This is a genomic window from Streptomyces sp. SDr-06, assembly GCF_003324565.1.
Classification (GTDB): Bacteria; Actinomycetota; Actinomycetes; order Streptomycetales; family Streptomycetaceae; genus Streptomyces.
Genome location: NZ_QOLA01000030.1, coordinates 15,971 through 40,475, shown reverse-complemented (window position 1 = coordinate 40,475; position 24,505 = coordinate 15,971). Strand labels below are relative to the sequence as shown.

Annotated in this window: 19 protein-coding genes; 12 read left to right on the top strand and 7 right to left on the bottom strand. The window is 70.3% G+C overall.

Annotation, left to right across the window (positions count from 1 at the left end):
* Window positions 1–7 precede the first annotated feature (7 nt).
* The gene (locus DT019_RS35360) at window positions 8–901 is read right to left on the bottom strand and encodes an NADP-dependent oxidoreductase (protein ID WP_114041094.1); all 894 of its coding nucleotides are present in this window, start codon (window positions 899–901) and stop codon (window positions 8–10) included.
* Window positions 902–1,185: 284 nt separating this feature from the next.
* Here DT019_RS35360 and DT019_RS35355 point away from each other — a divergent pair, with 284 nt between their 5' ends.
* On the top strand, window positions 1,186–2,178 hold the full coding sequence (locus DT019_RS35355) for a glutathione S-transferase family protein (protein ID WP_189390224.1): 993 nt from the start codon (window positions 1,186–1,188) through the stop codon (window positions 2,176–2,178).
* Window positions 2,179–2,273: 95 nt separating this feature from the next.
* Here DT019_RS35355 and DT019_RS35350 read toward each other — a convergent pair whose 3' ends face one another.
* Together DT019_RS35350 and DT019_RS35345 are read right to left on the bottom strand one after the other, a co-directional pair.
* Entirely contained in the window at window positions 2,274–2,660 is a 387-nt protein-coding gene (locus DT019_RS35350; RefSeq protein WP_114041093.1) for a hypothetical protein, read from the bottom strand.
* Window positions 2,660–2,884, bottom strand: coding sequence for a hypothetical protein (locus DT019_RS35345; RefSeq protein WP_114041092.1), 225 nt, complete (start codon window positions 2,882–2,884; stop codon window positions 2,660–2,662). Before DT019_RS35345 ends, DT019_RS35350 begins: the two co-directional genes overlap by 1 nt.
* A 144-nt stretch (window positions 2,885–3,028) precedes the next feature.
* On the opposite strand from DT019_RS35345, the gene DT019_RS35340 reads away from it, so the two are divergent.
* The gene (locus DT019_RS35340) at window positions 3,029–6,511 is read left to right on the top strand and encodes a DNA polymerase III subunit alpha (RefSeq protein ID WP_114041091.1); all 3,483 of its coding nucleotides are present in this window, start codon (window positions 3,029–3,031) and stop codon (window positions 6,509–6,511) included.
* 5 nt (window positions 6,512–6,516) lie between these two features.
* Window positions 6,517–7,542 (top strand): DNA polymerase thumb domain-containing protein, encoded by a 1,026-nt coding sequence (locus DT019_RS35335; RefSeq protein WP_223279923.1) that lies wholly within the window; start codon window positions 6,517–6,519, stop codon window positions 7,540–7,542.
* Between the two features lie 9 nt (window positions 7,543–7,551).
* Here DT019_RS35335 and lexA read toward each other — a convergent pair whose 3' ends face one another.
* A complete protein-coding gene (gene lexA / locus DT019_RS35330) occupies window positions 7,552–8,235 on the bottom strand; it encodes a transcriptional repressor LexA (protein ID WP_114041089.1) in 684 nt (227 codons plus the stop codon).
* A gap of 262 nt (window positions 8,236–8,497) precedes the next feature.
* Between lexA and DT019_RS35325 the strand changes: the two genes are divergently transcribed.
* Window positions 8,498–9,274, top strand: a complete 777-nt coding sequence (locus DT019_RS35325; protein ID WP_223279922.1) for an alpha/beta hydrolase family protein — start codon at window positions 8,498–8,500, stop codon at window positions 9,272–9,274.
* A gap of 11 nt (window positions 9,275–9,285) precedes the next feature.
* Here DT019_RS35325 and DT019_RS35320 read toward each other — a convergent pair whose 3' ends face one another.
* Window positions 9,286–10,650: a class II 3-deoxy-7-phosphoheptulonate synthase gene (locus DT019_RS35320; RefSeq protein WP_411292767.1), complete on the bottom strand. Its 1,365-nt coding sequence runs from the start codon at window positions 10,648–10,650 to the stop codon at window positions 9,286–9,288.
* Between the two features lie 784 nt (window positions 10,651–11,434).
* On the opposite strand from DT019_RS35320, the gene DT019_RS35315 reads away from it, so the two are divergent.
* The 8 genes from DT019_RS35315 (at window position 11,435) to DT019_RS35275 (ending at window position 24,087) form a co-directional block, all read left to right on the top strand.
* Window positions 11,435–12,778, top strand: a complete 1,344-nt coding sequence (locus tag DT019_RS35315) for a phenylacetate--CoA ligase family protein (RefSeq protein ID WP_189390222.1) — start codon at window positions 11,435–11,437, stop codon at window positions 12,776–12,778.
* Window position 12,779: 1 nt separating this feature from the next.
* Window positions 12,780–13,112 (top strand): chorismate mutase family protein, encoded by a 333-nt coding sequence (locus DT019_RS35310; RefSeq protein ID WP_114041085.1) that lies wholly within the window; start codon window positions 12,780–12,782, stop codon window positions 13,110–13,112.
* A 25-nt stretch (window positions 13,113–13,137) separates the two neighbouring features.
* Entirely contained in the window at window positions 13,138–15,288 is a 2,151-nt protein-coding gene (pabB, locus tag DT019_RS35305) for an aminodeoxychorismate synthase component I (RefSeq protein WP_114041084.1), read from the top strand.
* Window positions 15,285–17,480, top strand: coding sequence for an aminotransferase class I/II-fold pyridoxal phosphate-dependent enzyme (locus tag DT019_RS40535; protein WP_223279921.1), 2,196 nt, complete (start codon window positions 15,285–15,287; stop codon window positions 17,478–17,480). The genes pabB and DT019_RS40535 overlap by 4 nt, the downstream gene beginning before the upstream one ends.
* A gap of 77 nt (window positions 17,481–17,557) precedes the next feature.
* Window positions 17,558–19,018 carry an NAD(P)/FAD-dependent oxidoreductase gene (locus tag DT019_RS35290; RefSeq protein WP_223279920.1) on the top strand — a complete coding sequence of 487 codons (1,461 nt, stop codon included), beginning with the start codon at window positions 17,558–17,560 and terminating at the stop codon, window positions 19,016–19,018.
* Between the two features lie 120 nt (window positions 19,019–19,138).
* Entirely contained in the window at window positions 19,139–22,291 is a 3,153-nt protein-coding gene (locus tag DT019_RS35285; protein WP_223279919.1) for an amidohydrolase family protein, read from the top strand.
* Between the two features lie 13 nt (window positions 22,292–22,304).
* A complete protein-coding gene (locus tag DT019_RS35280; RefSeq protein ID WP_114041083.1) occupies window positions 22,305–23,522 on the top strand; it encodes an MFS transporter in 1,218 nt (405 codons plus the stop codon).
* A gap of 4 nt (window positions 23,523–23,526) precedes the next feature.
* Window positions 23,527–24,087, top strand: a complete 561-nt coding sequence (locus tag DT019_RS35275) for a GNAT family N-acetyltransferase (protein WP_114041082.1) — start codon at window positions 23,527–23,529, stop codon at window positions 24,085–24,087.
* Between the two features lie 15 nt (window positions 24,088–24,102).
* Here DT019_RS35275 and DT019_RS39955 read toward each other — a convergent pair whose 3' ends face one another.
* Window positions 24,103–24,240, bottom strand: a complete 138-nt coding sequence (locus DT019_RS39955) for a hypothetical protein (protein ID WP_189390220.1) — start codon at window positions 24,238–24,240, stop codon at window positions 24,103–24,105.
* A gap of 40 nt (window positions 24,241–24,280) precedes the next feature.
* Complete coding sequence (locus DT019_RS39950; RefSeq protein WP_189390218.1) at window positions 24,281–24,424, bottom strand: hypothetical protein; 144 nt, start codon at window positions 24,422–24,424, stop codon at window positions 24,281–24,283.
* Between the last annotated feature and the right edge of the window lie 81 nt (window positions 24,425–24,505).

The following is a 24,505-nucleotide window of genomic DNA, read 5'->3' as shown; positions in this document are numbered from 1 at the left end:
AAATGGTTCAGACGACTACGACGCGGCGCCCGCGGGTGTGACCGGCCTGGCTGTCGATGTGCGCGGCCGCTGCCTCGGTGAGCGGGTACACCTTCTCGACCGGGATGTGGAGCTTGCCTCGCGAGATGAGATCGACGGCGTCGGCGAGCGCTCGCGGCACGTTCCCGGTCACACCGGAGAACCGGACACCCAGCTCCAACGCACCGAGATCGGCAATGGAGATCACCTTCTGCGGGTCACCGGTCAGCTCGACGAGTTCGCGGAGCACACCCGAGCCGGACAGATCAAGCGCCGCGTCGACCCGGCCGAGCCGCCGCACCCGCTCGACCCAGCCCTCGCCGTACGTCGTGGCGAGGGCGCCCAGGCTTCGCAGATAGTCCTGGTTGGCGGCCCCGGCCGTGCCGATCGCCGTGATGCCGCGGTCCCGGGCGATCTGCAGAGCGGCCGATCCGACGCCGCCGGACGCGCCGCTGACCAGCAGCGTCTGCCCTGGCCGCACGCCAACCTCGCGGATGATGCGCAGCGCGGTTTCCACCACGGAGGGATATCCGGCCGCCTCCTCGAACGACAGGCCCTCGGGCATCGCAGCCCAGGCTGAAAGCAGGGCGAACTCGGCATAGGTGCTCGCGCCTCGCCCGAACACGCGGTCGCCGGCCTTGACTCCGTGGACGCCGTCGCCGACCTCGTCCACCACCCCGGCGGCATCCTGCCCGATCCCCGCGGGCAGCTCGATCGGGCGGGCCTTCTGGAACTGGCCTTCTCGGATCCTCCAGTCGACGGGGTTCACCCCCGCCGCGCGCACGGCGATGCGTATCTGGCCTGGACCCGCGTGGGGTTCTTCGGCGTCGGCGAGGTGGAGAACGTCGGGGCCGCCGAACTCGGCGAAGCTCACTCTCTTCATGCGAGGACCATAGCACTACCGGTTAGTGTTTTGGTCTTGTTGTTAATTCATACCCAGTAGTGCCAAGGGGTAGCCGCGCCCTGCGGACGTCGCGACCGCACAAACGAGCGGTCCGCCAGAAGACCGACGCAGCCCGCCGGGGCTTCGACGAGCGGGGCGCGCCGGGGGTCGGGACCCTTGTCGTGGGAGCGGACGCCTCTCGGGAGCGGCCGCGCCCACAGCCGAGCCAGGCGCCGACGCGGGGCCTGAATACTGGACAGGGGTTTGTGGCCTATGAGTTACCTATGAGTTACGTGCATCCCGGTAGCGCCTATACGCGGGACAGCCGGTACATCACCACCCGCATCACCGCAGACGGACGCGATGGCTTTCCCGTCGAACCGGGCCGGTACCGGCTGGTGGTCAGCCGGGCCTGCCCCTGGGCCAGTCGAGCCATCATCGTGCGGCGGCTTCTCGGACTGGAAGACGCACTGCCGATGGCCGTGGCCGGGCCGACCCATGACGAGCGCAGCTGGACGTTCGACCTGGACCCGGGCGGACGCGACCCGGTGCTCGGCATCGAACGCCTCCAGGAGGCCTACCTGGCCCGCGATCCCGGTTACGACCGGGGCGTCACGGTCCCGGCGATCGTCGACGTGCCGACCGGCAAGGTGGTGACCAACGACTTCGCCCAGATCACGATCGACATGTCGCTGGAGTGGGCGGCGCACCATCGCGAAGGAGCGCCCGATCTCTACCCGCAGGCACTGTGGCAAGAGATCGACGCGGTGAACGAGACGGTTTACAGGGACGTGAACAACGGCGTCTACCGTGCGGGCTTCGCTGGCTCCCAAGAGGCCTACGACGCCGCGTACTCCGCCCTGTTCACCCGTCTTGACCAGCTCTCACAACGGCTCACGGACTCTCGCTACCTGGTCGGTGACACCATTACCGAGGCGGACATCCGGCTGTTCACCACACTCGTCCGCTTCGACGCCGTCTATCACGGCCACTTCAAGTGCAACCGGCAGAAGCTCTCCGAGATGCCCGTTCTCTGGGCCTACGCACGCGACTTGTTCCAGACCCCGGGATTCGGCGACACCGTCGACTTCGACCACATCAAACGCCACTACTACCTGGTCCACCAGGACATCAACCCGAGTGGCATCGTGCCCGGCGGCCCGGACCTGTCGAGCTGGCGCGACGCCCACGGCCGGGGCTCACTGGGCGGCCGCCCCTTCGGTAACGGCACCCCGCCCGGTCCTGTAGCTCCCGAAGAGGCCGTACCGCAGTGGTGACCCCTCGGGCGGGGCAGCCGGAGCGAGGCCGCACCGTGCTTCGCGCCCCGCGACGCTTGCCCTCGGCTCGGAGGGCAGCCGACGCCGCCGGTTCGTCAGGCAGTGGTCCAGGAGTGCAGGCGGGCGGCGGTCGCGCGCAAGGTGAGGGTGCCGGTGCGCAGTTCTCTGACGAGGTCGGGCATGGCGCCGGCAGGAGGCTTGGCGGGTTCGGCGGACTGGTGGAGGTAGCGCAGGGCGAGCGCGGATCCGACGAGGCCGTTGTAGTCGGTGAGCGGCCTGAGCGTCACGAACATCTGCAGCAGGACGGCGGCTCGTACGGGTGCTTCGAGGTAGAAGGGCTCGCCCGCGTGGAGTTCGTAGGCGTGCCGGTGGACCGCGGCCGCGAGGGCGCCCCAGTCGTCGATGCCGATCTCGCGGCCTGAGCGTTGTTCGAAGTCCTGCAGGGCGTCTTCGATCCAGCGGGCGTCGATGCGCAGGAACATCAGCGTCGGCCGGGGTCGAAGGCGCCGTCGAATTCGTCGAGCAGGCCCGTCATGTCCTCGACGAGGCCGGCGACGAAGGATTCGCGGGCGGGGTCGAGGTCGCTTTCGATGAGGCCGGAGACGTAGGCCTGCATGGTGACGCCCTTGCGCTGGACGCGTTCGGCGAGGAGCTCGTGGGTACGGGCGCGGACCCGGACGTTGAGCTGCTTCTCATCGGCTGCCATGCACCCAGGCTAGCAATTGCTAGCACCTCGGACCGGAAAACGTCTTACCTTTTGTTCGAACAGAGATTCGAGCACCTGGGTTATGGTGGATATCTGGCCACTGGGACAGAAGGGGCAAGGGGGTACAAGACGCAGGAGGAGCGGATGGGCGGGTTTGTGCATCTGCATGTTGCCTCCGGCTATTCCGCCAGGTACGGCGCTTCCCACCCGGACGCCTTGGTGCGACGGGCGGCCGAATGCGGCATGGCCTCGCTCGCCCTCACCGACCGGGACTCCGTGGCCGGAATCGTGCGCTTCGCGAAGGCCTGCTCCGCCCACGGCGTCCGGCCGATCCTCGGGGTCGACGTCGCGGTCGCCCCGCACCGCCCCACCGCGCCCGGCGCACGCCGCCGGACCCCGGTGCGCGGCGGCGCCCATGTGATCGAGCCGCCGCTACGCATTACCCTGCTCGCCCAGAACATCGAGGGCTGGGCCGGATTGTGCCGACTGGTGTCCGCCGCGCACGCAGCAGCCGGTGGCGGACTGCCAGTTGTGTCCTGGCCGATGCTCCACGCCCACGCCGGGGCGGGCCTGACCGCGCTGCTCGGCCCGGTCTCCGAACCCGTCCGCGCCCTCTCCGCGGGCCGTCCCGACCTGGCCGCCCGGCTGCTGGATCCCTGGCGGGAGCTGTTCGGCGACGCGCTGCGCCTGGAGGTGCTCTGGTACGGGCGGAGCGGCACCGGACCCGGCTCGCTGCGCCTGGCCGGACGGACCGTACAGCTCGCCGACGAGCTCGGCATCGAGGCGGTTCTCACCAACGCCGCCCGCTACGCCGACCCCCACCAGAACCGGGTCGCGGACGTGCTGGACGCGGCCCGCCTGTTGCGCCCCATCCCCTTCCGCCAAGCGGACCGCCTGGACCCGGGCGAGCGGTGGCTCAAGGACCCCGGGGCGATGGCGGCCGCCGCCGAGCGCGTCGCCCAGGCCGCAGGCGCCGGCCCGGGTCGCGCGGTGCGCCTGCTGGAGGCGACCCTGCGGACGGGCGAGGCCTGCCACGTGGACCCGGTCGCCGACCTGGGCCTGGGGCGGGCCCATTTCCCCGAAGCGGAGGTCGTCGGCGCCCGCGGCGTCGGGGATGTCGACCGGTTGCTGCGCGAACGGTCCCTGTCCGGCATGGCCCGCCGGGGCCTCGACCAGGACGCGACCGCGATGAGCCGCCTGGAGGACGAACTGTCGATCATTGCCCGGCTCGGGTTCGGCACCTACTTCCTGACGGTGGCCCAAGTCGTCGCGGATGTACGGGAGATGGGCATCCGCGTCGCCGCCCGCGGCTCGGGCGCGGGCAGCATGGTCAATCACGCCCTGGACATCGCGACGGCCAACCCGCTCGATCATTCGCTGCTGTTCGAACGGTTCATCAGTGTCCGGCGCAAGAGCCTGCCGGACATCGACGTCGACGTGGAATCCGCGCGCCGCCTGGAGGTCTACGACCGGATCTTCGAACGGTTCGGGGCGGAACGGGTCGCGGTGACCGGCATGCCCGAGACCTACCGGGCCCGCTTCGCGCTGCGCGACACCGGCCTCGCCCTGGGCATCGCACCCCATCAGGTGGACCGCATCGCAAAATCGTTCCCCCACCTGCGGGCCTGCGACATCACCTCGGCCCTGGCCGAGCTGCCCGAACTGCGCCCCCTGGCAGCCGAAGCCGACCGCTACGGGCCGCTGTTCGAGCTGGCCGAGCAGCTGGACGCGCTGCCCCGCGGCTACGCCATGCACCCGTGCGGAGTGATCCTCAGCGACCGCTCCCTGCTGGACCGGCTCCCGGTACAACCCACCCCGGGTGGCAACTACCCCATGGTCCAGGCCGACAAGGAAGACGTCGAAGACCTCGGGCTCCTCAAGCTGGACGTGCTCGGGGTGCGGATGCAGTCCGCGATGGCGCACGCCGTCGCCGAGATCCATCGCACCAGCGGCGAGACCATCGACCTCGACGACCCGCAGCAGGTGCCGCTGGACGACTTCTGGGCCTTCAAGATGATCCAGAACAGCGACACCGTCGGCATGTTCCAGCTCGAATCCCCCGGCCAGCAGGACCTCCTCGGCCGCCTCCAGCCCCGCAACCCGCAAGACGTGATCGCCGACATCAGCCTGTTCCGTCCCGGGCCCGTGGCCGGCGGAATGCCGGCCGTCTACATCGCGGCGCGCCACGGCGCAGCCCCCGTCTATCCGCACCCGGACCTGGAGCCGGTGCTCGCCGACACCTACGGGGTGACGATCTGGCACGAACAGATCATCGACATGGTCGCGGTCATGACCGGCTGCGACCGCGCCCTGGCCGAAGTGTTCCGCCGCGCTCTGTCGGACGCGTCCCGCCTGCCAGCACTGCGCGCCTGGTTCGAGCAGGAGGCCGGAGCCCGGGGCTACTCCCCCGCCGTCCTGGGGCAAGTGTGGTCAGTGATCGAATCGTTCGGCGCGTACGGATTCTGCCGGGCCCACGCCGTCGCCTTCGCCGTGCCCGCCCTGCAGTCGGCCTGGCTGAAGGCGCACCACCCGGCGGCCCTGTACGCGGGGCTGCTGGAACACGACCCCGGCATGTGGCCGGCCCGCGTGATCCTCGCGGACGCGCGGCGCCATGACATTCCGATCCTGCCCGTCGACGTCAACCGCTCCCACACCAGCTACCGCGTCGAACCCGGTCCCGACGGGCGGGCCGGGGTGCGGCTCGCGCTGTCCGCGGTCAAGGGCATCCGCGACGACGAAGCCGCCCGCATCGCAGCCGGCCAGCCGTACGGATCGCTGGCGGACCTGTGGCAGCGGGCCCGGCCGTCGCTGCCCACCGCCGAGCGCCTGGCCCGCATCGGCGCCCTCGCCCCGGTGGCCGGCGACGCGTCCCGGCGTGACCTGCTGCTCCAGCTCACCGAGCTGCACCGCCAGACCCGCGCCCGCCCCAGCAGCGGACAGCTCCCTCTGGACACCGCCCCGCTGGCCCAGGGCGCGAGCGGACTGTCCGAGATGACCGGCCGCGAGCAGCTCGGTGCCGAGCTGGAGGTGTTGTCGATGGACGTGTCGCGGCACTTGATGGACTACCACCACCGGCTGCTGTCCGAGCTCGGCGCGGTCCCGTCCCGGCGCCTGGCCCAGCTGCACGCCGGGCAGCGCGTCCTGGTCGCCGGCGTGCGCGCCTCGACGCAGACGCCGCCCATCGCGTCGGGCAAGCGCGTCATCTTCGTCACCCTGGAAGACGGCACCGGCCTGGTCGACATCGCGTTCTTCGAAGACAGCCACGCCGCGTGTGCACACACCATCTTCCACTCCGGGCTCCTTCTGGTTCAGGGCACCGTGGAGCGGCGCGGGCCGCGCCGCACGGTGGTCGGCGCCCGCGTATGGGACCTGGACGAGCTCGCCGCGGAGCGCCGTGACAACGGTCTCGACGCCGCCCTGGCTCTCGTCGGCGCCTCGGCACCGCAGCCGACACCCGCCCAACCCCCGAGCGGAACCCAGGAGCGGGTACGCAGGGACGGGCAGCGGACCCTGGTGAATGGGACAGCTGGCGCGAGGCTGCATCCGTACGCCGATCTCCAGCCCGCGGGAACCCGGTCCGCCGACCTGAAGGCGCTCGGTCACACCAGCCGCGGCAGCGCGGGGTGAGCGTCATGAGCCACAACCGTGCGCGGTGCATCATGCGGGTCTTCTTTCACCCGGGCCCCGACGACGACGCGGACCACGTGTTCGGCGAGCTGATGTCGCTGGTGGAGAACTTCACGCCCCGCTACCAGCCGCACCCCCAGGATCTGGCGGTCGACCTCGACCTCACCGGCGCCCTGCGCTACCTCGACCGCACCCCCTACGAGGCGGCACAGGTGCTGGCGCTGCGCGCGCTGGCCCTGCACGGGGTGCCGACGACGATCGGCGCCGGGAACTCGGTGATGATCGCGGCGATGGCAGCCGCAGCCACCGCGCCCGGGCGCATCACCGTCATCGATCCCGACCCGGACTCCGTCGAAGCGTTCCTGCGACCCCAGCCCACCGCGCTCCTTCCCGGCGTCGGACCGGCTACGGCGCGCACGCTCAAAACGTTCGGCATCCGTACCGTCGGCGAACTCGCCGACACCCCGCCCGCCACCCTCGCCCGCATCCTCGGCGCGAGCCCCGCCCGCGAGCTCCACGCCCTCGCCTGCGGCATCGACGAACGGCCCGTCCAGCGCGAGACGCTCATCCGCACCACGTCCAGCACCCATCGCTTCCCGGCCGACGAACTCGATCCCGCCCAGCACCACCGCGCCCTGCTCGGCCTCGCCGAGGAACTCGGCGTGCGGCTGCGCACGGCGAAGGAGGTCTGCCGTGCGCTGACACTGACCGTCCGCTATGCCGACCGGACCTCCACGACGCGCACCCGCACCCTGACCGAGGCGACGGCGCACTCGAACGCCCTGGCACACACCGCCCGCGACCTGTTCGCGAGCCTCGGTCTCCAGCGGGCCCGCGTCACCGCCATCACCCTGCGGGCCGAAGGCCTCACCAGCGCCGAACACGCCTACCAGCAACTGCTCCTGGATCCCGCTGACGACAAACGGCGCCGCATCGAGGCGGCCGCCGATGCCGCACGCCGCAAGTTCGGACCGAAGGCCGTCCGCCCCGCCTCGCTCGCCCGCCGCCGACCGTCCTCCCCTACCGGCTGAGGCCTCGCATCACAGGGTGCGGAGGACCGCGACCACCTTGCCGAGAATGGTGGCGCTGTCGCCCGGGATCGGCTGGTAGGCGGAGTTGTGGGGCATCAGCCAGACCTGCCCGTCCATGCGGCGCAGGCGCTTGACGGTGGCCTCGCCGTCCAACAGGGCCGCGACGATGTCGCCGTGGTCGGCGGAGTCCTGACGCCGGACCGTGACGATGTCGCCGTCGCAGATCGCGGCGTCGATCATGCTGTCGCCGACGACGGTGAGCGCGAACAGGTCGCCCTCACCGACCAGGTGACGTGGCATGGCCAGGACGTCCTCGACCGCTTCCTCGGCCAGGATCGGGGAACCGGCCGCGATCCGACCGACCAGCGGAACGCTCACCGGGGCCGAAAGGTCGGCGGCGGACGTGGAGTCCTGTCCATTCCAGCCGTCCCGGACGCGGTAGGCACGGGGGCGGTGCGGGTCGCGGTAGAGGACGCCCTTGTTCTCCAGGGCCATCATCTGGTGGGCGACGGACGAGGTGCTCTTCAGCTTGACCGCGCGGCCGATCTCGCGCATCGAGGGCGGGTATCCCTGGCGGGCCACCTCGTCCTCGATGAAGGCGACGATGGCGGCCTGCCGGGAAGTGAGCCCGTTGGGGCCGGTCCGGACACCGGGCGGGCGGCCGGGTCTGTCGACGGCGTCAACGGCGTACATGTGTGGTGCCCCCTTACGGACCGTGCGTCCGGGGGACACTAGCCGACCAACCAGACCAAAGGGAACACTATCCCGACGGGGTGCGCCAAGGGGGCACGGGGTGGCCCCGGGATGATCGCCGCCTCACTCGGCAGCCCGATCCGCCCTCGAAACACCGGCCGGATCCGGCATGTACGGCGGGAACGCGGTATTGAACTCCGCGCTCTTGGCCGGGATCGTAGTCGGTCTCACGTTCCCCCTCACATGCGCGAGGTGCGCCACGGTGAACGACCGCTCCACGGTGAGCTACGGCCCCGGACCCGATCAGGTCGCCGACCTCGCCGTCCCGGCCGGGGCGACCGGGCCGGTGCCTTTGGCGGTGTTGCTGCACGGCGGCTTCTGGCGCGCGCAGTACGACCGTCAGTACCTCGCGAAGGCGGTCGACTCGCTCCTCGGGGACAACATCGCCGTGGCCAATGTGGAGTACCGGCGGACCGGCGCGGGCGGGGGCTGGCCCACGACCTTCACGGATGTCGCCCAGGCACTCGGCGTGCTGCCCGCCCTCTTCGAGCGCGCGCATCCGGGCCGGGTCGACCTCGACAGGATGGTGTATGTCGGACATTCGGCCGGTGGACAGCTCGGGCTGTGGGCGGCTCTGCGCCACCGCCTCCCCCCGGGAGCACCCGGTTGGAGTGTGCAGCCCGCCAAGGTGGCCGGGGTCGTCGCCCTGGCCGCTGTGGCGGACATGGCCGAATCGCATCGGCTGAACCTTGGCGACGGCGCGGTGGCTCACTTCCTCGGGGGCGGCCCGCACGACGTGCCCGACCGGTACGCGGCGGCCGACCCGGTCGGCCTCGGCGCGTTGGACGTCCCGGTCTTCCTCGTGCACGGAGAGCTGGACGAGATGGTGCCGGTGTCCGTTTCCCGGCGCTACCAGCAGGCGGCCGGGGGCACGCTCATCGAGGTGCCGGGCGCGAGCCATGTCGATGTCGTCCGGCCCGGTTCCGCGGCCTGGCCCGCCGTCCAGGCCGCGGTGCGTCAGATCCTGGACAAGGCATGACGCGTACGCCCTCAACGGCTGGTCCCGCCGTTCTTCGCCGGGCGGAACATCTCGGCCACCAGGAAGGCCAGTTCGAGGGACTGCTGGGAGTTGAGCCGGGGATCGCAGGCGGTCTCGTAGCGTCCGTGGAGGTCGGTGTCGCCGATCTCCTGGCCGCCACCGAGGCACTCGGTGACGTCCTGCCCGGTCAGCTCGACATGGATGCCGCCGGGATGGGTGCCCAGGTGCTGGTGGACCTCGAAGAAGCCGCGGACCTCGTCCACGATCCGGTCGAAGTGCCGGGTCTTGTAGCCGCTGGACGAGGTGTGGGTGTTGCCGTGCATCGGGTCGCATTGCCAGATCACCTGGTGCCCGCTCGCGGTGACCTTCTCCACCACCGTGGACAACACGTCACGGACGCGTTCGCTGCCCATGCGGGCGATCAGCGTCAACCGGCCCGGCACCCCGTGCGGGTCCAGGCGTTCCACGTACTCGGCCGCCAGCTCGGGGGTGACGTTCGGGCCGAGCTTCACCCCTATCGGGTTGGCCATCAGCTCGGCCAGCGCAATGTGGGCTCCGTCCAGCTGCCGGGTGCGCTCCCCAATCCAGAGGAAGTGGGCTGAGGCGTCATAGAGTTGGGGCCCGTGCCGGGTGTCCAGCCGGAGCATGGAGCGCTCGTAGTCCATGAGCAGCGCCTCATGGCTGGCGTAGATCTCGGTGCCCCGCACCTGGGCGTCGTCGGCACGGCAGGCGGACATGAAGCGCAGCCCCCGGTCGATCTCGGCGGCCACCGCCTCGTACTTCTGGCCGGCCGGTGAGTCCCGCACGAAGTCCTGGTTCCACGCATGGAGTTGGTGCAGGTCTGCCATGCCCGCCGCGTTCAGGGCCCGCACCAGGTTCATCGTCGCGCCGGCATTGGCATAGGCCCGGACCATGCGGGAGGGGTCCGGGGTGCGCGCCTCCCAGGTGGGGTCGGCGGAGTTGACCATGTCGCCCCGGTAGGAGGGCAGGCCCTGCGCGTCGGTCGGCGAGGAGCGGGGTTTGGCGTACTGTCCGGCGATCCGTCCCACCTTCACCACGGGCAGGCTCGCTCCGTAGGTCAGCACGACCGCCATCTGCAGCACGGTGCGGATCGTGGATCGCAGGTGGGTTTCGGTGTTCGCGGCGAAGGTCTCCGCGCAGTCGCCGGCCTGCAACAGGAAGGCCCGGCCGAGCGCCACCTCGGCCAGTCGCTCGCGCAGTTGGTCCACTTCAGCGGGGACGGCGATGGGAAGCGCGCTCTCCAACACCCTTCGCGCCCGCACCACCCGGGCCGGATCGGGCCAGTCCGGTTGGTGGGCCGCGGGGCGGGCCAGTGCTTCGTGGAGCCGGCGCCGCAACTCGGCAGGCAGCGACACCGCCTCCGGAGCCGGGTCCGCGGGCGGCGATTCCACCAGGCCGAACACCTCATCGGAACGCACGGTACTTTTCATAGGCACCTAATTCGTCGATTGACGTCCATAAGCAGCACACCGAGGCGTCGCGCTCAGTTCGCGCGGCGCCCTAGTTCGGGGCGCGCCCGAAGAAAGGCGCGCCGCCTGTTTCCGGCACCCGGCCGGCGTCGATTCAATCGGCGTGTCAGCAGCACCGTCGGCACTCGGCCTACGGCGGCTCTCTTGGAAAGTCGATCTTAGAGGCGTGGCCACGGAGCCACGTGAAGCGAAGCGCCACCCCTTCCCCCAGGGTCCCCCGTAACGCGCTGCGTCAGATAGCGGCCAGGATAGCCAGCCCGGCTCCCGGCACGGAACGTGCACGGCGACAATCAGCCACCACGATCATGGAGAATAAGCAACTTGGCTTGTCTGCGACCCGGCGAATCTCTGCGAAGTGCCACCAAACCGGAGTGCCGACAAGGAATTTCGGACGAACCGGAAAGCCCTTGCCTCCAGCCGTGGCGCCATGCAATGCTGCGGCTGCAACGGGGATGGTGACGGTTGTGGAATATCACGATCCGTTTAACTGTGCCGATCTCCGCATCAGTTCCGTGGACAACTGTGTCGACAGCCGGTCTCCGACCGTGGCACCCGCACTGTGCACCGCGTTGAAACATTGATCTCCAGGCCGAGCGCGCAAGGCCGCGGGCCGTGTACGCCCATGCAGCGCCGTCGTGTACATACCAGAAGGGATATCGGCCGGCTCATCATGACAACCGAGACCCACGCACGCTCGAACAACGTTGTCGGCGATCACGCGATAAGGCTCGCCGACAACCTCAATGCCTTCAGCAGATCGGATCTGGAGCGGCTGCGGGACACCAATCTCCAGACGATGGTCGCAGCGGCGCGCAACAGTCCTTCGGTGAACCGTCGTTGGCCGGAGCTCGACCGGGTGAGCCACCCGTCCGAACTGACCCGACTGCCGATACTGACACCACAGGACCTCGCCGGTGGCTCTCCGCCCGGCTCCGAGGAATTCCTCATGGACGGCGGGAAATCGGGTCTGGTGATCCGCTCCAGCGGAACCTCGGGCCTCAACAAAGTCCTCTACCACTCCTGGGAGTTCACCCGGCAGGTGAACCGGCTCGGCGCGAGGGGCATCCACGCCGCCGCGCCCCCGCTGCCCCGCCGGGTGGCGAACTGCATGCACCCGGCGGAACTGGGCGGCGCCTTCACTTTCGTGCAGGACGTGCTCCAGCTGGTGCCCGCCCTCGCCTTTCCGCTCGGCAACAAGCCCTCCATGGCCCACATAGCCGAACTGGTGCGCGAGCACGGAATTGACACGATCGTCTCGTCCCCGTCCCACGGTGCCGAACTCGTGGCGACCGAGACCGCGGCGACGGTCCCGCACCTGCGGCGGCTTCTCTACATGGGCGAGCCGGTCGGACAGGCGCGCAGGGACGCGATCGCCGCCGTGGCCCCGGAACTGACCGTCCGGTCCTTCGCGTACTCCACGACCGAGACCGGCCCGATCGGGTACCAGTGCGCCCATATCTCCGCGGCGGAACACCATGTGCACGAGGACGCGGTCGTGGTGGAGATCGTCGACGAAAGCACCGGTGAACCCGTGCCCGCGGGCCGTCCCGGGGCGGTGGTGGTCACTCCACTCGCGACCACCGGAATGGCCCTGTTCCGCTATCGGATCGGCGACCGCGGCCGGATGGACCCGCCGGGATGCGCGTGCGGCAGCCAGACGCAGCGGCTGACGCTGCTGGGCCGCATCGGCCAGACGCTGATCGTGGACACCTGGAAGGTCTCGTCCGACCAGCTCCTGGAGCGACTGGCCGCCTTGGGAGTCCTGGACCCGGCCGACTGCCAATTCCAGGTGCTCTGGGAATTTCCCCACTACAGAGTCCGGTTGCTGCTCTCGCCCCGGACGCCGACCGGAATCACCACGGCGGCCGTCGCGGAGTCCCTGCACGAAGCCCATCACATCCACCAGGTCATCACCGGCCCACGGTGCGTCGAATTCACGGTGGAGCGGAGGGGCCTGGAGGAGTTTGCACAGACCGAACGGAACAAAGTCCCGGTTCTCTACCAGAGGATGTGACATGCCCGTCGGGAATACGGCCCCGCTCGAGGCGTTACGCGGAGAACTCGACCGCATCGACGAACAACTTCTTGACATCATCAGGCGGCGCATCGAATGCTGTGTGCGCATAGCGGACCACAAACGCGAGAACGGCGTCCCCATGATGCAGCCCCATCGCATCGGGATCGTTCAGCAAAGGGCAGCCGAATACGGCGCGGCCCACCACGTCGATCGCGATTTCCTTCGCCGGCTCTACGAAGTGATCATCGAAGAGACCTGCCGGGTGGAGGACCTGGTGATAGCTGGAGACATCGCCTTTCCGGCAACAGGCGGAGGCAGTATTCCAGAATGAGCTTTCCAACGGGGGGAAATCCGGGATGCGTACACTGCTGATAGACAACTACGATTCCTTCACCTACAACCTCTACCAATACCTCGGTGAGGTGAACGGCCGCCCGCCTACCGTCGTGCGCAACGACGTGGACGCCGATGCCATCGACTTCGACGCGTTCGACGCCGTGGTCGTGTCGCCGGGCCCCGGCCGGCCCGACCGGGAACGGGACTTCGGGGTCAGCGCACCCGCCATCCGGTCCGGTCTGCCCACGCTCGGCGTCTGCCTCGGCCACCAGGGCATCAGCCATCTGTTCGGCGGAACCGTGGAGCACGCGCCGCAGCCGATGCACGGCAGGGTGTCACCGGTCATCCACACGGGCGTGGACATCCTCAAGGGCCTGCCTTCACCGTTCTCGGTGGTGCGCTACCACTCACTCGCCGTGACCGAGATGCCCGACGACCTCGAGACCATCGCGTGGACCCCGGACGGCATCCCCATGGCCCTGCGGCACCGGTCCGAGCCGATCTGGGGGGTCCAGTTCCACCCCGAGTCCATCGGCAGCGAGTACGGCAAGGAGCTCCTCGCCAACTTCCGCGACCTGGGCCGTAGTTGGCCCCGCCGACGGACAACGCGCCCCACCACCTCCCCCAGCCCCGTGGCAGAGCCGACGCACACGCCGGCTCAGGCCGGTCAGAGCCCCCTTCAGGTGCACGTCCGCCAGGTGCCCCACCTGCCTGCCGCCGACGCGCTCTACCGGGACCTGTTCGCGGATCAGGGGACCAGCTTCTGGCTCGACAGCAGCGCCGTGCTCGACGGACTGTCCCGCTTCTCCTTCCTCGGAGCCGCCGACGGACCGCTGGCCGAGTACGTCACCTACGACGTCGCAGAGCGCACGGTCAGCGTGCTGCACGCCGACGGTCAAACACAGCAGGTACGCGAGGAGTTCTTCGACTACCTCGACGGGCGGTTGCGGCAGCGCGCGGTACCGACGCCCCAGGGGCTGCCGTTCGACTTCAATCTCGGTTACGTCGGCTACCTCGGCTACGAGTTGAAGGCGGAGACCGGCGGTCAGGCGGCTCACCGGTCGCCGACCCCCGACGCGGCCATGCTGTTCGTCGACCGGCTCGTGGTCCTCGACCACCTGGAGCGGACCAGCTATCTGCTCGCCCTCAGCGACGGTGCCCAGGCGGGCACCGACGCGGCCGAGGCCTGGCTGGCCGACACGGCCGACCGCCTGTGCGCGCTGCCGTCACACCACGGGTCCCAAGAGGCGCCGCCCACCGTGCTCACCACCGAGCCCGACCGGTACGAGGCCAGTCCACGGCACGGCAAGGAGGCCTACCTCAAGCTCATCGCCCAGTGCCTGGACGAGATCCGTGACGGGGAATCCTACGAGATCTGCCTGACCAACACGGTCGGCGCGGCCGGCGCGATCGACCCGCTGCGCACCTACACCCAGCTCCGCCGGATCAGCCCCGTGCCGTATGGGGCCCTGCTCGACTTCCGGGACCTCGCGGTGCTCAGCGCCTCACCCGAGCGCTTCCTGTCCATCGGTGCCGACCGCATCGCCGAGTCCAAACCGATCAAAGGAACGCGGCCGCGCGGCGCCACTTCCAGCGAGGACGAGGCACTGCGAGCCGACCTGTTCGGCCACGAGAAGGACCGGGCCGAGAACCTCATGATCGTCGACCTGGTCCGCAACGACCTCAACATGGTGTGCGACGTCGGCAGCGTGCACGTACCCGTCCTCTTCGACGTGGAGACCTACGCCCCGGTGCACCAGCTGGTGTCGACGATCCGGGGCCGGCTGCGCCCGTCGGAGTCCGCGGTCTCGTGCGTGCGGGCGGCCTTCCCGGGCGGTTCGATGACGGGGGCGCCCAAGCTGCGCACCATGGAGATCATCGACCGACTGGAGGACGGGCCGCGCGGGGTCTACTCCGGGGCGCTCGGCTGGTTCTCGCTCAGCGGGGCGGCCGATCTGAGCATCGTCATCCGCACCCTGGTGTCGGCGAACGGAGAGACCACCTTCGGGGTCGGCGGCGCCATCGTCGCGCTGTCCGACCCGGAGGAGGAGTACACGGAGACCGTCGTCAAGTCGCGGGCCATGCTCGCGGCGGTGGCCGCGAGCGCCGCCGGATCCGCCACCGCGTCCGCCGTCCACACTTCTGTCAAACAAGCGGAGTTGAGCCGATGAACACCCTCACACTGGGCCGGTGCATCGTCGTGGGAGCGGGAGCGGTGGGCGCCATGTTCGCCCGCCTGCTCACCCACTCGGGGGCCGACGTCCTGGTGGTCGACCTCGCCCCCTCCTCCCCCGGCTCCCCCTCGCCCACCCCGTTCCTCCCGGGCGATGTCACCGACATCGACGCGGAGTTCGCCCATGAACTGGGCCGTGCGGACACGGTGCTCCTGGCCGTTCCCGAACAGGCCGCGCTGTCGGCGGTCAAACCCCTGACCGGGCTGCTGCGACCCGGCACCCTGCTCGTGGACACCCTGTCGGTCAAGACCCCCCTGATCAGCCTGGTGCGCGAGTCGGCCGACGCGCTCGAAGCGGTCAGCCTCAACCCGATGTTCGCACCCTCCCTCGGCATCGAGGGCCGCCCGGTCGCCACCGTCGTCGTCAACGAAGGCCCACGCGGCCGGGAGCTGCTGCGACTCATCGAGGGCTGGGGCGGACGGGTGGTCCGGGTCGACGAGCACGACCACGACCGGCTCGCGGCCGCCTCCCAAGCCCTCACCCACGCGGCCGTTCTCGGCTTCGGCCTCGCGGTGTCCCGCCTGGACGTGAACATCGAGGAGCTGCGCGCCATCGCCCCGCCGCCGGCCGCCATGCTGCTCGCACTGCTCGCCCGGATCACCGCCGGCTCCCCGGAAGTGTACTGGGACGTCCAGGCCGCCAATCCGGAGGCGCCGGCCGCCCGCGAGGCACTGGCCGCCGGGCTGCGGCGGATCGCCGACCACCTCGGGGGCGTGGCCGACTTCACCACCCTGCTCGACGAGTGCCGGGACTTCCTCGGCTCCCATGGCGAGCACTACGCGGCCGTCTGCGCGCACGCCTTCGCGGAGATGAACACCCAGGTCTCCGGCGCGAGTTCAGCCCCCTCACCTCATCGGCCGGGAGACGGGGAGGGGGCTGCGCACCTGGCGGAGAAAGAGCCGATCCGGGCGAACTGGGTCGAATCCCGGATCAGCAAGACCTCCGACTCGATGGACCGCGCCTTCGACGAGGGCCTGACCGGCCACGTCGTCACCGAGCGCAGGGGCAAGCGCGTCCGCCTGCAGGACGGGTCGGAGTCGGTGGAGTTCGTCTCCTGCTCCTACCTCGGCCTGGAGGAGCACCCGGCCCTGGTCGACGCCGCGGCCGAGGCGCTGCGACGCTACGGCGCTCACCTGTCGTCGTCCCGGAACCGGATGCGCCCGGTGTACCTCGGTGAGCTGGAGGAGCTGCTCTCGACGGTGTACCGGGGCAACAAGGCCGTCGCCTTCACCTCGGTGGGCAACGTGCACCTGGGACTGCTGCCGCTGCTCGGGTCCGGCGCGCTGCCCAGCTATCCGGTCGCGCCCGGCGGCGTGACGTTCATCGTGGACCGCACCGCCCACGCCTCCATGCAGGTCATCCGGGGCATCCTGGAGCAGATCGGCCCGCTGCACCGCTTCGACCTCGCCGACCAGGAGGCGCTGGCCCGCATCCTGGCGGACTGCGGTGCGGCCGGGCGCACACCGATCGTGCTGGTCGACGGCGTCGGCTCGATGGGCGGTCTGATCGACGTGGTCGCTCTGCGCGCGGCCCTCGAACCGTACGGCGGCCATCTCTACGTCGACGACGCGCACGGCATCTCCATCGCGGGCCCGCTGGGCGGCGGGTACGCCTTCGAGGAGTTCGGCGACCAGCTCCCGCCGAACGTGGTCATCGCCGGTTCGCTGTCCAAGGGGTTCGGCGGGGCCGGCGGCTTCGCGCTGGTTCCCGCCGACGCCGATGTACGCGTGCTGCGCAAGTTCGCCAACCCGCTGGTCTTCGGCCACTCGATCATGCTGCCGATGCTGGCCGCCGACGTCGCCGCCGCCCGGCTGCATCTCAGCGGCGAAGTGGCGGCGCTGCAGCAGCGGCTGTGGCACAACGCCGACGTCCTCGACACGCTCACCGGCGGGCAGTTGGTCAACGCCGGCCTGCGCTCGCCGGTCCGGGGCGCGCACTACCCCACCGAGGAGGCCGGGTTCGCCGCCGCCAGGCGGCTGCGGGCGGCCGGAGTGCTCGTCCTGCCCGCCTTCTTCCCGACCGTGGCCAAGGGCACCGGCCTGGTGCGCCTCGCCCTGTCCGCCCTGCACGAGCGCGAACACCTGGAGATCGCGGCCGAAGCCCTGGCGCTGCCCCCCACCGAGAGCTGACCTGTCGTCACATCCGTCGACGCACACGTTCCTGATCCCGCACCTTGCTTTCCCATCCATGAGGAGACAGCACTACCGTGACGATCACTCAGGAAGACAAGCAGTCGTACGACGTCATCGTTGTCGGCAACGGGGCGCTCGGCCTCTCGCTGGCACTCACGCTGGCCCGCCGCAAGGTCCGGGTCGCCCTCCTCGGACAGCCGCACCGCCCGTGGGCGGCATCGACCGCGGCCGGCGCGATGAACGGCTGCTTCGGCGAGGTCACCACCACCCTGGTGGCCAGCGAACACGGCCGGTCCAAACTGGAGATGGACATCCAGGCCCGCAAGATGTGGCCCGAGTGGTCGCAGCAGCTCGCCGAGGAGACCGGCCAGCCCAACGTCCAGACCGCCGACGGGACGGTCGTCCACCTGAACACGGTGGGCCACCCCGGCATCGACGAGGGCAACTACGAGGCGATCCGTACCGAGTTGGACCGTTACGACGAGCCCTACGAGGACATCGACCCGGCCGACATCGAATGGATGGAGGCCCACGCGAGCCAGCGTTCACTGAAGGCGTTCTTCATCCCGGGCGAGCACGCCGTGGACTCCCACCGGCTCCTCGACCAGCTCCAGGCGGCCTACCTGAGCACCGGCGGGACGCTCATCGCCGAGCACGCCGTGCGCCTCGTCTACAGCAACGGCAAGATCGACGGTGTGGTCCTGGAGTCCGGGGGCACCCTGTCCGCCAAGGACGTCGTGCTCGCGGCAGGCGTCCGGTCCCAGGACCTGCTCGACACGGTGCCCGACATCGCCCGCCGGGTACCCCGCCTGGTCAGCGGATACGGCGTCTCGGCGCTGATCCAGACCGACGACAACACCGTGCCGCGCAGCGTCATCCGCACCCCCAACCGGGCATTCGCCTGCGGTCTGCACATCGTGCCGCGCACCGACGGCCAGGTGTACGTGGGCGCGACCAACATCATCTCCCCGGAGCCGATGGACACCCCCGTCCTGCGGGACGTCCAGTTCCTCCTCGACTGTGCCCACCGCCAGGTCCGTACCGGACTGTGGAACGGCGGTCTCGCCAAGCTGCAGGTCGGCAACCGGCCGGTCTCCCTGGACGCCTTCCCGCTGCTCGGCGAGACGGAGGGCCTGGCCGGCCTGTGGATGATGACCGGCACCTACCGCGACGGCCTGCACCTGTCCCCGCTGCTCGCCAAGGAGATAGCCGGCCGGATCCTCGGCGAGAAGGCCGAGCTGGACATCGACCGTTTCCGGCCGGTGCGGGCACCGATCCAGCCGATGAGCCGCGAGGACGCGGTGAATCAGGCGGTGACCCACATGCTGGCCACCGGTTGGGAGTACAACTGGCAGGTCACGGTCGACTGGCCGGTCATCGTCGAATACAACATGCGCCCGTCGTACCAGAAGTGGGCGGAGGACTTCGACCCGCAGTTCACGCCGCCGCCCGAGCTGCTCGCCGCGTCCAGGATCCACCCGAGTCTGGTCAAGATGCTCCAGGACTACTACGAGGCCAGTCGCGCCGAGGCATGATCCACCACGGTCCGCGGGGCGGCGGAAGCCGCCCCGCGGGCTGTCGTGCTCCCCGCACGCCCGCTCCTCCTGCTTCCTGCTGTTCCTTCCCGTTCATGACATTGAAAGATCGAGGTCTCAGTGTCCGCACGCGATCGTGAACCGAACCAGATCCCACGCCGCGAGGTGCTGCGTTACAGCGGCGGACTGGCGGTGGCGGCCGAAGCCCTCTGGCTCGCCCCCTCGCTGGCGGGCGGAGCAGGCCAGGCGGAGGCCGCCCAGGCCACCGACGAGACCGCACGGTCGGTGGCCGTCCACGAGAGCTCCAACCTCCGTGCGGTGATGTCGCCCGACGGCCGCACCATCGCCCTGGACGCCCTCAACTCGATCTGGCTGCTGCCCGCGGACGGCGGGCAGGCACACCGGCTCACCGACGACGTACAGGACTCCACCCAGCCCGACTGGTCGCCCGACGGCAAGACCCTGGTCTTCCAGTCGTTCCGCGACGGCGTCTACAACCTGTGGCGGATCGACGCGGACGGCTCCGGCCTGCGGCGCCTCACCAGCGGCCCCGGCTACGACCTGGAGCCCCGCTTCTCGCCCGACGGCAAGTACGTCGTCTACGCCTCGGACCAGGACCAGCGCAGCCGGATCCGCCTCCTGGAGCTGGCCACCGGGAAGATCCGCGTGCTCGTGGACGAGGGCCACGCCTACACCACGCCGTCCTGGTCACCGGACGGCACGCGCGTGGTCTACGTCGTCGACTACTCCGTCATCGAGGCGGTCGACGTCGCCTCCGGCCGCCGCGAACAACTGGTCACCGCCGCGGGCGACGCGACGTTCTTCGGCCCGCAGATCGGCCACGACGGCACGACGCTCAGCTACATGCGGGTGACCGGGCCCCGCGGCGAACTCGTCGTCGGCGACGCGGTGGTGAGCGGGGACGAGGACGTGTCGCCGTTCGCGCCGTGCTGGCTGTCCGCCACAGAGCTTCTCTACACCTCCGACGGGAAGATCCGCCGCCGTCAACTCGGAGGCGGCGTAAGCGACATCGCGTTCACCGCGGTCGTACCGCTGGCACGCCGCGACTACCGCCGCAAGGTCAGGGACCTCACCGCCATGGGCCCCTTCGACGTCAAGGGGATCGCGGGACCGGTCCTGTCGCCCGACGGCGGCCGGATCGCCTTCCGCGCGCTCAACGCGCTGTGGCTGCTGGAGATCGGTGGCCGGCCCCGGAAGATCGTGTCGGACGGCTACTTCAACACCGACCCGGACTGGTCGCCGGACGGGCGCTCGCTCGTCTACGTCAGCGACCGGGCAGGCACCGCCAACCTCTGGCGCTTCGACCTCGCCACCCAACGCTCCGAGCGGCTCACCGACCTGCCCAACGCCCAGCTCACGCCCCGCTGGTCGCCGGACGGCGCGAAGATCGCCTACCAGGACGAGAGCGGTGCGACCTGGGTCTTCGACCTCGCGGCCAAGACCGCCACCAAGGTCCTGCCCGCCATGTACCAGCCGGGCCGGCCGAGTTGGTCCCCCGACTCCACCCGTCTCTCCCTCGCCGCGATCCGACCGTACTCCCAGCGCTCCCTCGCGGGTCACAACCAGATCCTCACCGTCGACCTGCACGGCAACACGATCCGCTACGAGGCCGTGGCAACCGACCGGTCCATCGCCACCCGGGGCGACGACGGCCCCGTATGGACGGGCGACGGGAAGTACTTCGTCTTCGCGATGGAGAGCCTGGCCTGGCGCGTGCCGGTCGACGCGAGCGGCCACATCACCGGCGCGCCGAGCCGGCTCACCGACGAGGTCACCGACTCGATCTCGGTGAGCGCGGACGGCCGGACCCTCCTCTACCTCTGCAACGGCGCCCTGCGCACGGTGTCCATCGACGGCGGGCGCCCCCGCACCATCCCGGTCAACCTGACCTGGCGGGCGGCCGACCGCCCCGAGCGGATCGTGGTCCGCGCCGGGGCGATCTGGGACGGAAGCAGCTCGCAGCTGCGCCGTGACGTCGACCTGGTGATCGAGAACGGCAAGATCGCGGCGATCGTGCCCCGCGGCAGCAGATCCGGCGGCCGGGTCATCGACGCGTCCGGGCTCACCGTCATGCCCGGCCTGATCGACACGCACAACCACTGGCACATCCGGGGCCGTCAGTGGGGCGACCGCGCCGGACGGCTCTGGCTGGCGTACGGCATCACCACCAGCCGCTCCCCCGGCGACCCCGCCTACCAGATGGTCGAGACGCGGGAGGCCCTGGCGAGCGGGGCCCGGGTCGGCCCGCGGTACCTGGGCACCGGTGAGACCCTCGACGGGACCCGCGCCTACTACAACTTCATGCGTCCGGTGTTCACGCCCGAGCAGCTCGAACGGGAGCTGGACCGCGCGCGCGGCCTCGACTACGACCTCATCAAGTCCTACATGCGGCTGCCGGTGTCGTTCGAGAGACGCGTGGTGTCCTGGGCGCACGACCGGGGCATCCCGGTGACCTCCCACTACCTGTATCCCGCCGCCCACACGGGACTTGACGGCATGGAGCACACCGGCGGCGGCAACCGCCTGGGCTACTCCCGGACGCTGAGCTACGCCGGTGGACGCACGGCCTCCGACTCCGTCGCGATCCTGGCCGCGAGCGGCATGTGGATCTCGACGACGACCATCTTCGCCAGTGAACTGTTCGTGGGGGACCGCTCGCTGCTCGACGACGACCGGACCAAGGTGCTCTACCCCGACTGGGAGTACCAGCGGCTCCTGCGGAAGGCCGCGAACGCCGACGGCGGCCCCGGCTCCGACGTCAACCACGCGTGGACCATGGGCGACGCGGACATGCTGCTGCGGGTGCACCGGGCCGGCGGGCTCGTGGTCGCCGGGACCGACGCCGCCCTGGACGACGTCGGCATCAGCCTCCACCAGAACCTGCGGGCGATGGTCAAGTACGGCTTCACGCCCCGCGAGGCCCTGACCACGGCGACCGGGAACGCGGCCAAGTGCCTCGGCATCGACGACAAGGTCGGCTCCATCGCCCCCGGCAAGCTCGCCGACCTCGTCTTCGTCGAGGGCGACCCGCTGCACGACATCCGGGCGGCGGCCGCCGTGAGGACCGTGCTGGTCGGCGGCCATCTCCGGACCGTCCCCGAACTCCTCGCCCCCTTCCGGACTCCCGCCGCCAAAGCCCTCGCCGGCCCGGGTGTCGCGGTCCGCCCCGACGCCCCCACCGCGCTCCACCGCGACGACCACTACTGGCACGAACCGGAGTGGGCGCACAACGGCTGCTGCCGGGCCCGATAAGGAGATTGTGCTCATGCGCTCGTATCGCGACCTGATGACCGTGCCTGGTGCCGCGGCCTTCGTGGCCGCCGGGTTCATCGGTCGGATACCCATGTCCATGCGGACACTCGGCTGTCTGCTGATGGTCGAGTCCCTCACCGGCTCCTACACCCTCGGCGGCGCGGTGGCCGGAACGTTCGGTCTCTCCAACGCCTTCACCGCGCCGTTCCTCGCCCGCCTCGCCGACCGCCGCGGCCAGCGGCCGGTCATCCTGTGGTCGACGCTCGTCCACACCTGCGGAATCCTCGCCATCGTCCTGGCCGCCGAGTCGGGGATGCCCTCCTGGACGTACTTCCCCCTCGCCATCCTGGCGGGAGCCTCCGCACTGCCGCTGGGGTCGCTGGTGCGCGCCCGGTGGAACGCCGTACTCAACGACGGCAAGCGCATGCAGACCGCGTACGCCCTGGAAGCGGTGCTCGACGACGTCGTGTACATCGTCGGCCCGCTCCTGGTGGTGTGGCTCGCGGTCGACATCTTCCCGAGCGCGGGCCTGATCGGCGCGATCACCCTCACCGTGGGCGGCTCGCTGGTCATGGCGACGCTGCGCCGTTCGGAGCCGACGATCCACCCGGACGCGGACCTGCCGCGCATCGGCGTGATCCGGATGCGCGGCATGCCGCTCCTGACGTGCGGCTACCTCGCCACCGGAACCCTGCTCGGGACGGCCGACGTGGCCGTCCTCAACTTCGCCGACACGCAGGGCGAATCGGGGAGGGCCGGCCTGCTGCTCGCGCTCATGATCGTGGGCAGCATGATCGCCGGATTCGCCTTCGGCCTGGTGAACTGGAAGCTGACGGCGGCTCGCCAACTCCTGCTCACCAATGTGCTGTTGTGCCTCACGATGGCCCCGCTGGTGTTCGTCGATTCGATGGCCGCCATGTACGGATTCGTCGTCCTGTCCGGCGTGGGCATCTCTCCGGTCCTCATCACTGGCAGCACGGTGGTCGGTTCGATCGTGCCGCGCCAGGCACTCGCCGAGGGCTTCGCCGTCGTCGGCAGCGCGCTCACCCTCGGCATGTCCGCGGGAAACGCCATCGCGGGTACGCTCGCCGACCTGGGGGGCAGCCGGCTCGCCTTCATCTTCGTGGTCGGCTTCGGGGCGCTGGCCGCCCTCACCACCGCCGTCGGGGGCCGCTCGTTCACCCCCGCCCCGGAGGAACCCGCCTCGATCACCGCAACGGTCATGGAGTAACCGAATGATCAGCCTGGGCCACCCGATCACCACCGCACGCCTCGTGCTGCGCCCGTTCGTCGAGGACGATCTCGACGCGCTGTACGACATCCAGCGCCGGGAGGACGTCAACCGCTACCTGTACTCCTCGCCGCGCACCCGTGACGAGGTGCGGGCCAAGCTCGCCGAGCGGATCACCTTCACCACGCTGGAGGACGAGGGCGACACCCTGCTCCTCGCGGTCGCCCTGCGCGCCTGCGGCACCCTCATCGGCGATGTCAACCTGCACTGGACGAGCCGGACCCACCGCCAGGGCGAGATCGGCTATGTGCTGCACCCGGACCACCGGGGCCAGGGGTTCGCCGCCGAGGCGACCAGGCCCCTGATCCAACTGGGATTCGAAAAGCTCGACCTGCACCGGATCGTCGGCCGTCTCGACGGCCGCAACACCGCCTCGATGCGCGTCCTGGAGAAGCTGGGCATGCGACGGGAGGCGCACCTGGTGGAGAACGAGTTCGTCAAGGGCGAGTGGACCGACGAGGTCATCTACGCGATCCTCGCCCGCGAATGGCACCCGGACAGCTGACCACCGCGCCGGTTCTCAGTCGCCCTCCCGCACGGTCGCAGCGGCCCGTTCCGCGAGTTCGCGCACGCCGTTCGCCGCGTTCTCCGACAGCTCGGCGAGTATGTCGTCGGCGTCCGAGAGGAGGGCGCGGGACTCCCTGAGTACGGCCGGCACCGGTCAGGGCGAGGGCGAGCCGGTCGTGCTCCTCGGCGGCTCAGCCCGTGAAGGGGCAGGGCGGCAGGGTCTGGCAGACGGATTCCGGCGGCTGCCCGGGCTCCAGTGGTGCGGGGGTTCCCACCGTGGTGACGTAGAGCCAGGTCAGGACGGCGACGACGAGCATGGTCGGGAGGCGGTACAACGGCTCCTCGGCCCGCGGCTTAGCAGCGCGCCGAGCGCCAGGAGTGCGACGAGCATGACGGCCCACCCGGACACCGTGGCC

What these genes read in the sequence shown, in the direction of transcription:
- DT019_RS35280 (WP_114041083.1), top strand. Translation starts at nt 22,305, where the DNA reads ATGCGCTCGTATCGCGACCTGATGACCGTGCCTGGTGCCGCGGCCTTC.
- DT019_RS35355 (WP_189390224.1), top strand. Translation starts at nt 1,186, where the DNA reads ATGAGTTACGTGCATCCCGGTAGCGCCTATACGCGGGACAGCCGGTAC.
- DT019_RS35310 (WP_114041085.1), top strand. Translation starts at nt 12,780, where the DNA reads ATGCCCGTCGGGAATACGGCCCCGCTCGAGGCGTTACGCGGAGAACTC.
- pabB (WP_114041084.1), top strand. Translation starts at nt 13,138, where the DNA reads ATGCGTACACTGCTGATAGACAACTACGATTCCTTCACCTACAACCTC.
- DT019_RS35275 (WP_114041082.1), top strand. Translation starts at nt 23,527, where the DNA reads ATGATCAGCCTGGGCCACCCGATCACCACCGCACGCCTCGTGCTGCGC.
- DT019_RS35340 (WP_114041091.1), top strand. Translation starts at nt 3,029, where the DNA reads ATGGGCGGGTTTGTGCATCTGCATGTTGCCTCCGGCTATTCCGCCAGG.
- lexA (WP_114041089.1), bottom strand. Translation starts at nt 8,235, where the DNA reads ATGTACGCCGTTGACGCCGTCGACAGACCCGGCCGCCCGCCCGGTGTC.
- DT019_RS35335 (WP_223279923.1), top strand. Translation starts at nt 6,517, where the DNA reads ATGAGCCACAACCGTGCGCGGTGCATCATGCGGGTCTTCTTTCACCCG.
- DT019_RS40535 (WP_223279921.1), top strand. Translation starts at nt 15,285, where the DNA reads ATGAACACCCTCACACTGGGCCGGTGCATCGTCGTGGGAGCGGGAGCG.
- DT019_RS35350 (WP_114041093.1), bottom strand. Translation starts at nt 2,660, where the DNA reads ATGTTCCTGCGCATCGACGCCCGCTGGATCGAAGACGCCCTGCAGGAC.
- DT019_RS35315 (WP_189390222.1), top strand. Translation starts at nt 11,435, where the DNA reads ATGACAACCGAGACCCACGCACGCTCGAACAACGTTGTCGGCGATCAC.
- DT019_RS35360 (WP_114041094.1), bottom strand. Translation starts at nt 901, where the DNA reads ATGAAGAGAGTGAGCTTCGCCGAGTTCGGCGGCCCCGACGTTCTCCAC.
- DT019_RS35345 (WP_114041092.1), bottom strand. Translation starts at nt 2,884, where the DNA reads ATGGCAGCCGATGAGAAGCAGCTCAACGTCCGGGTCCGCGCCCGTACC.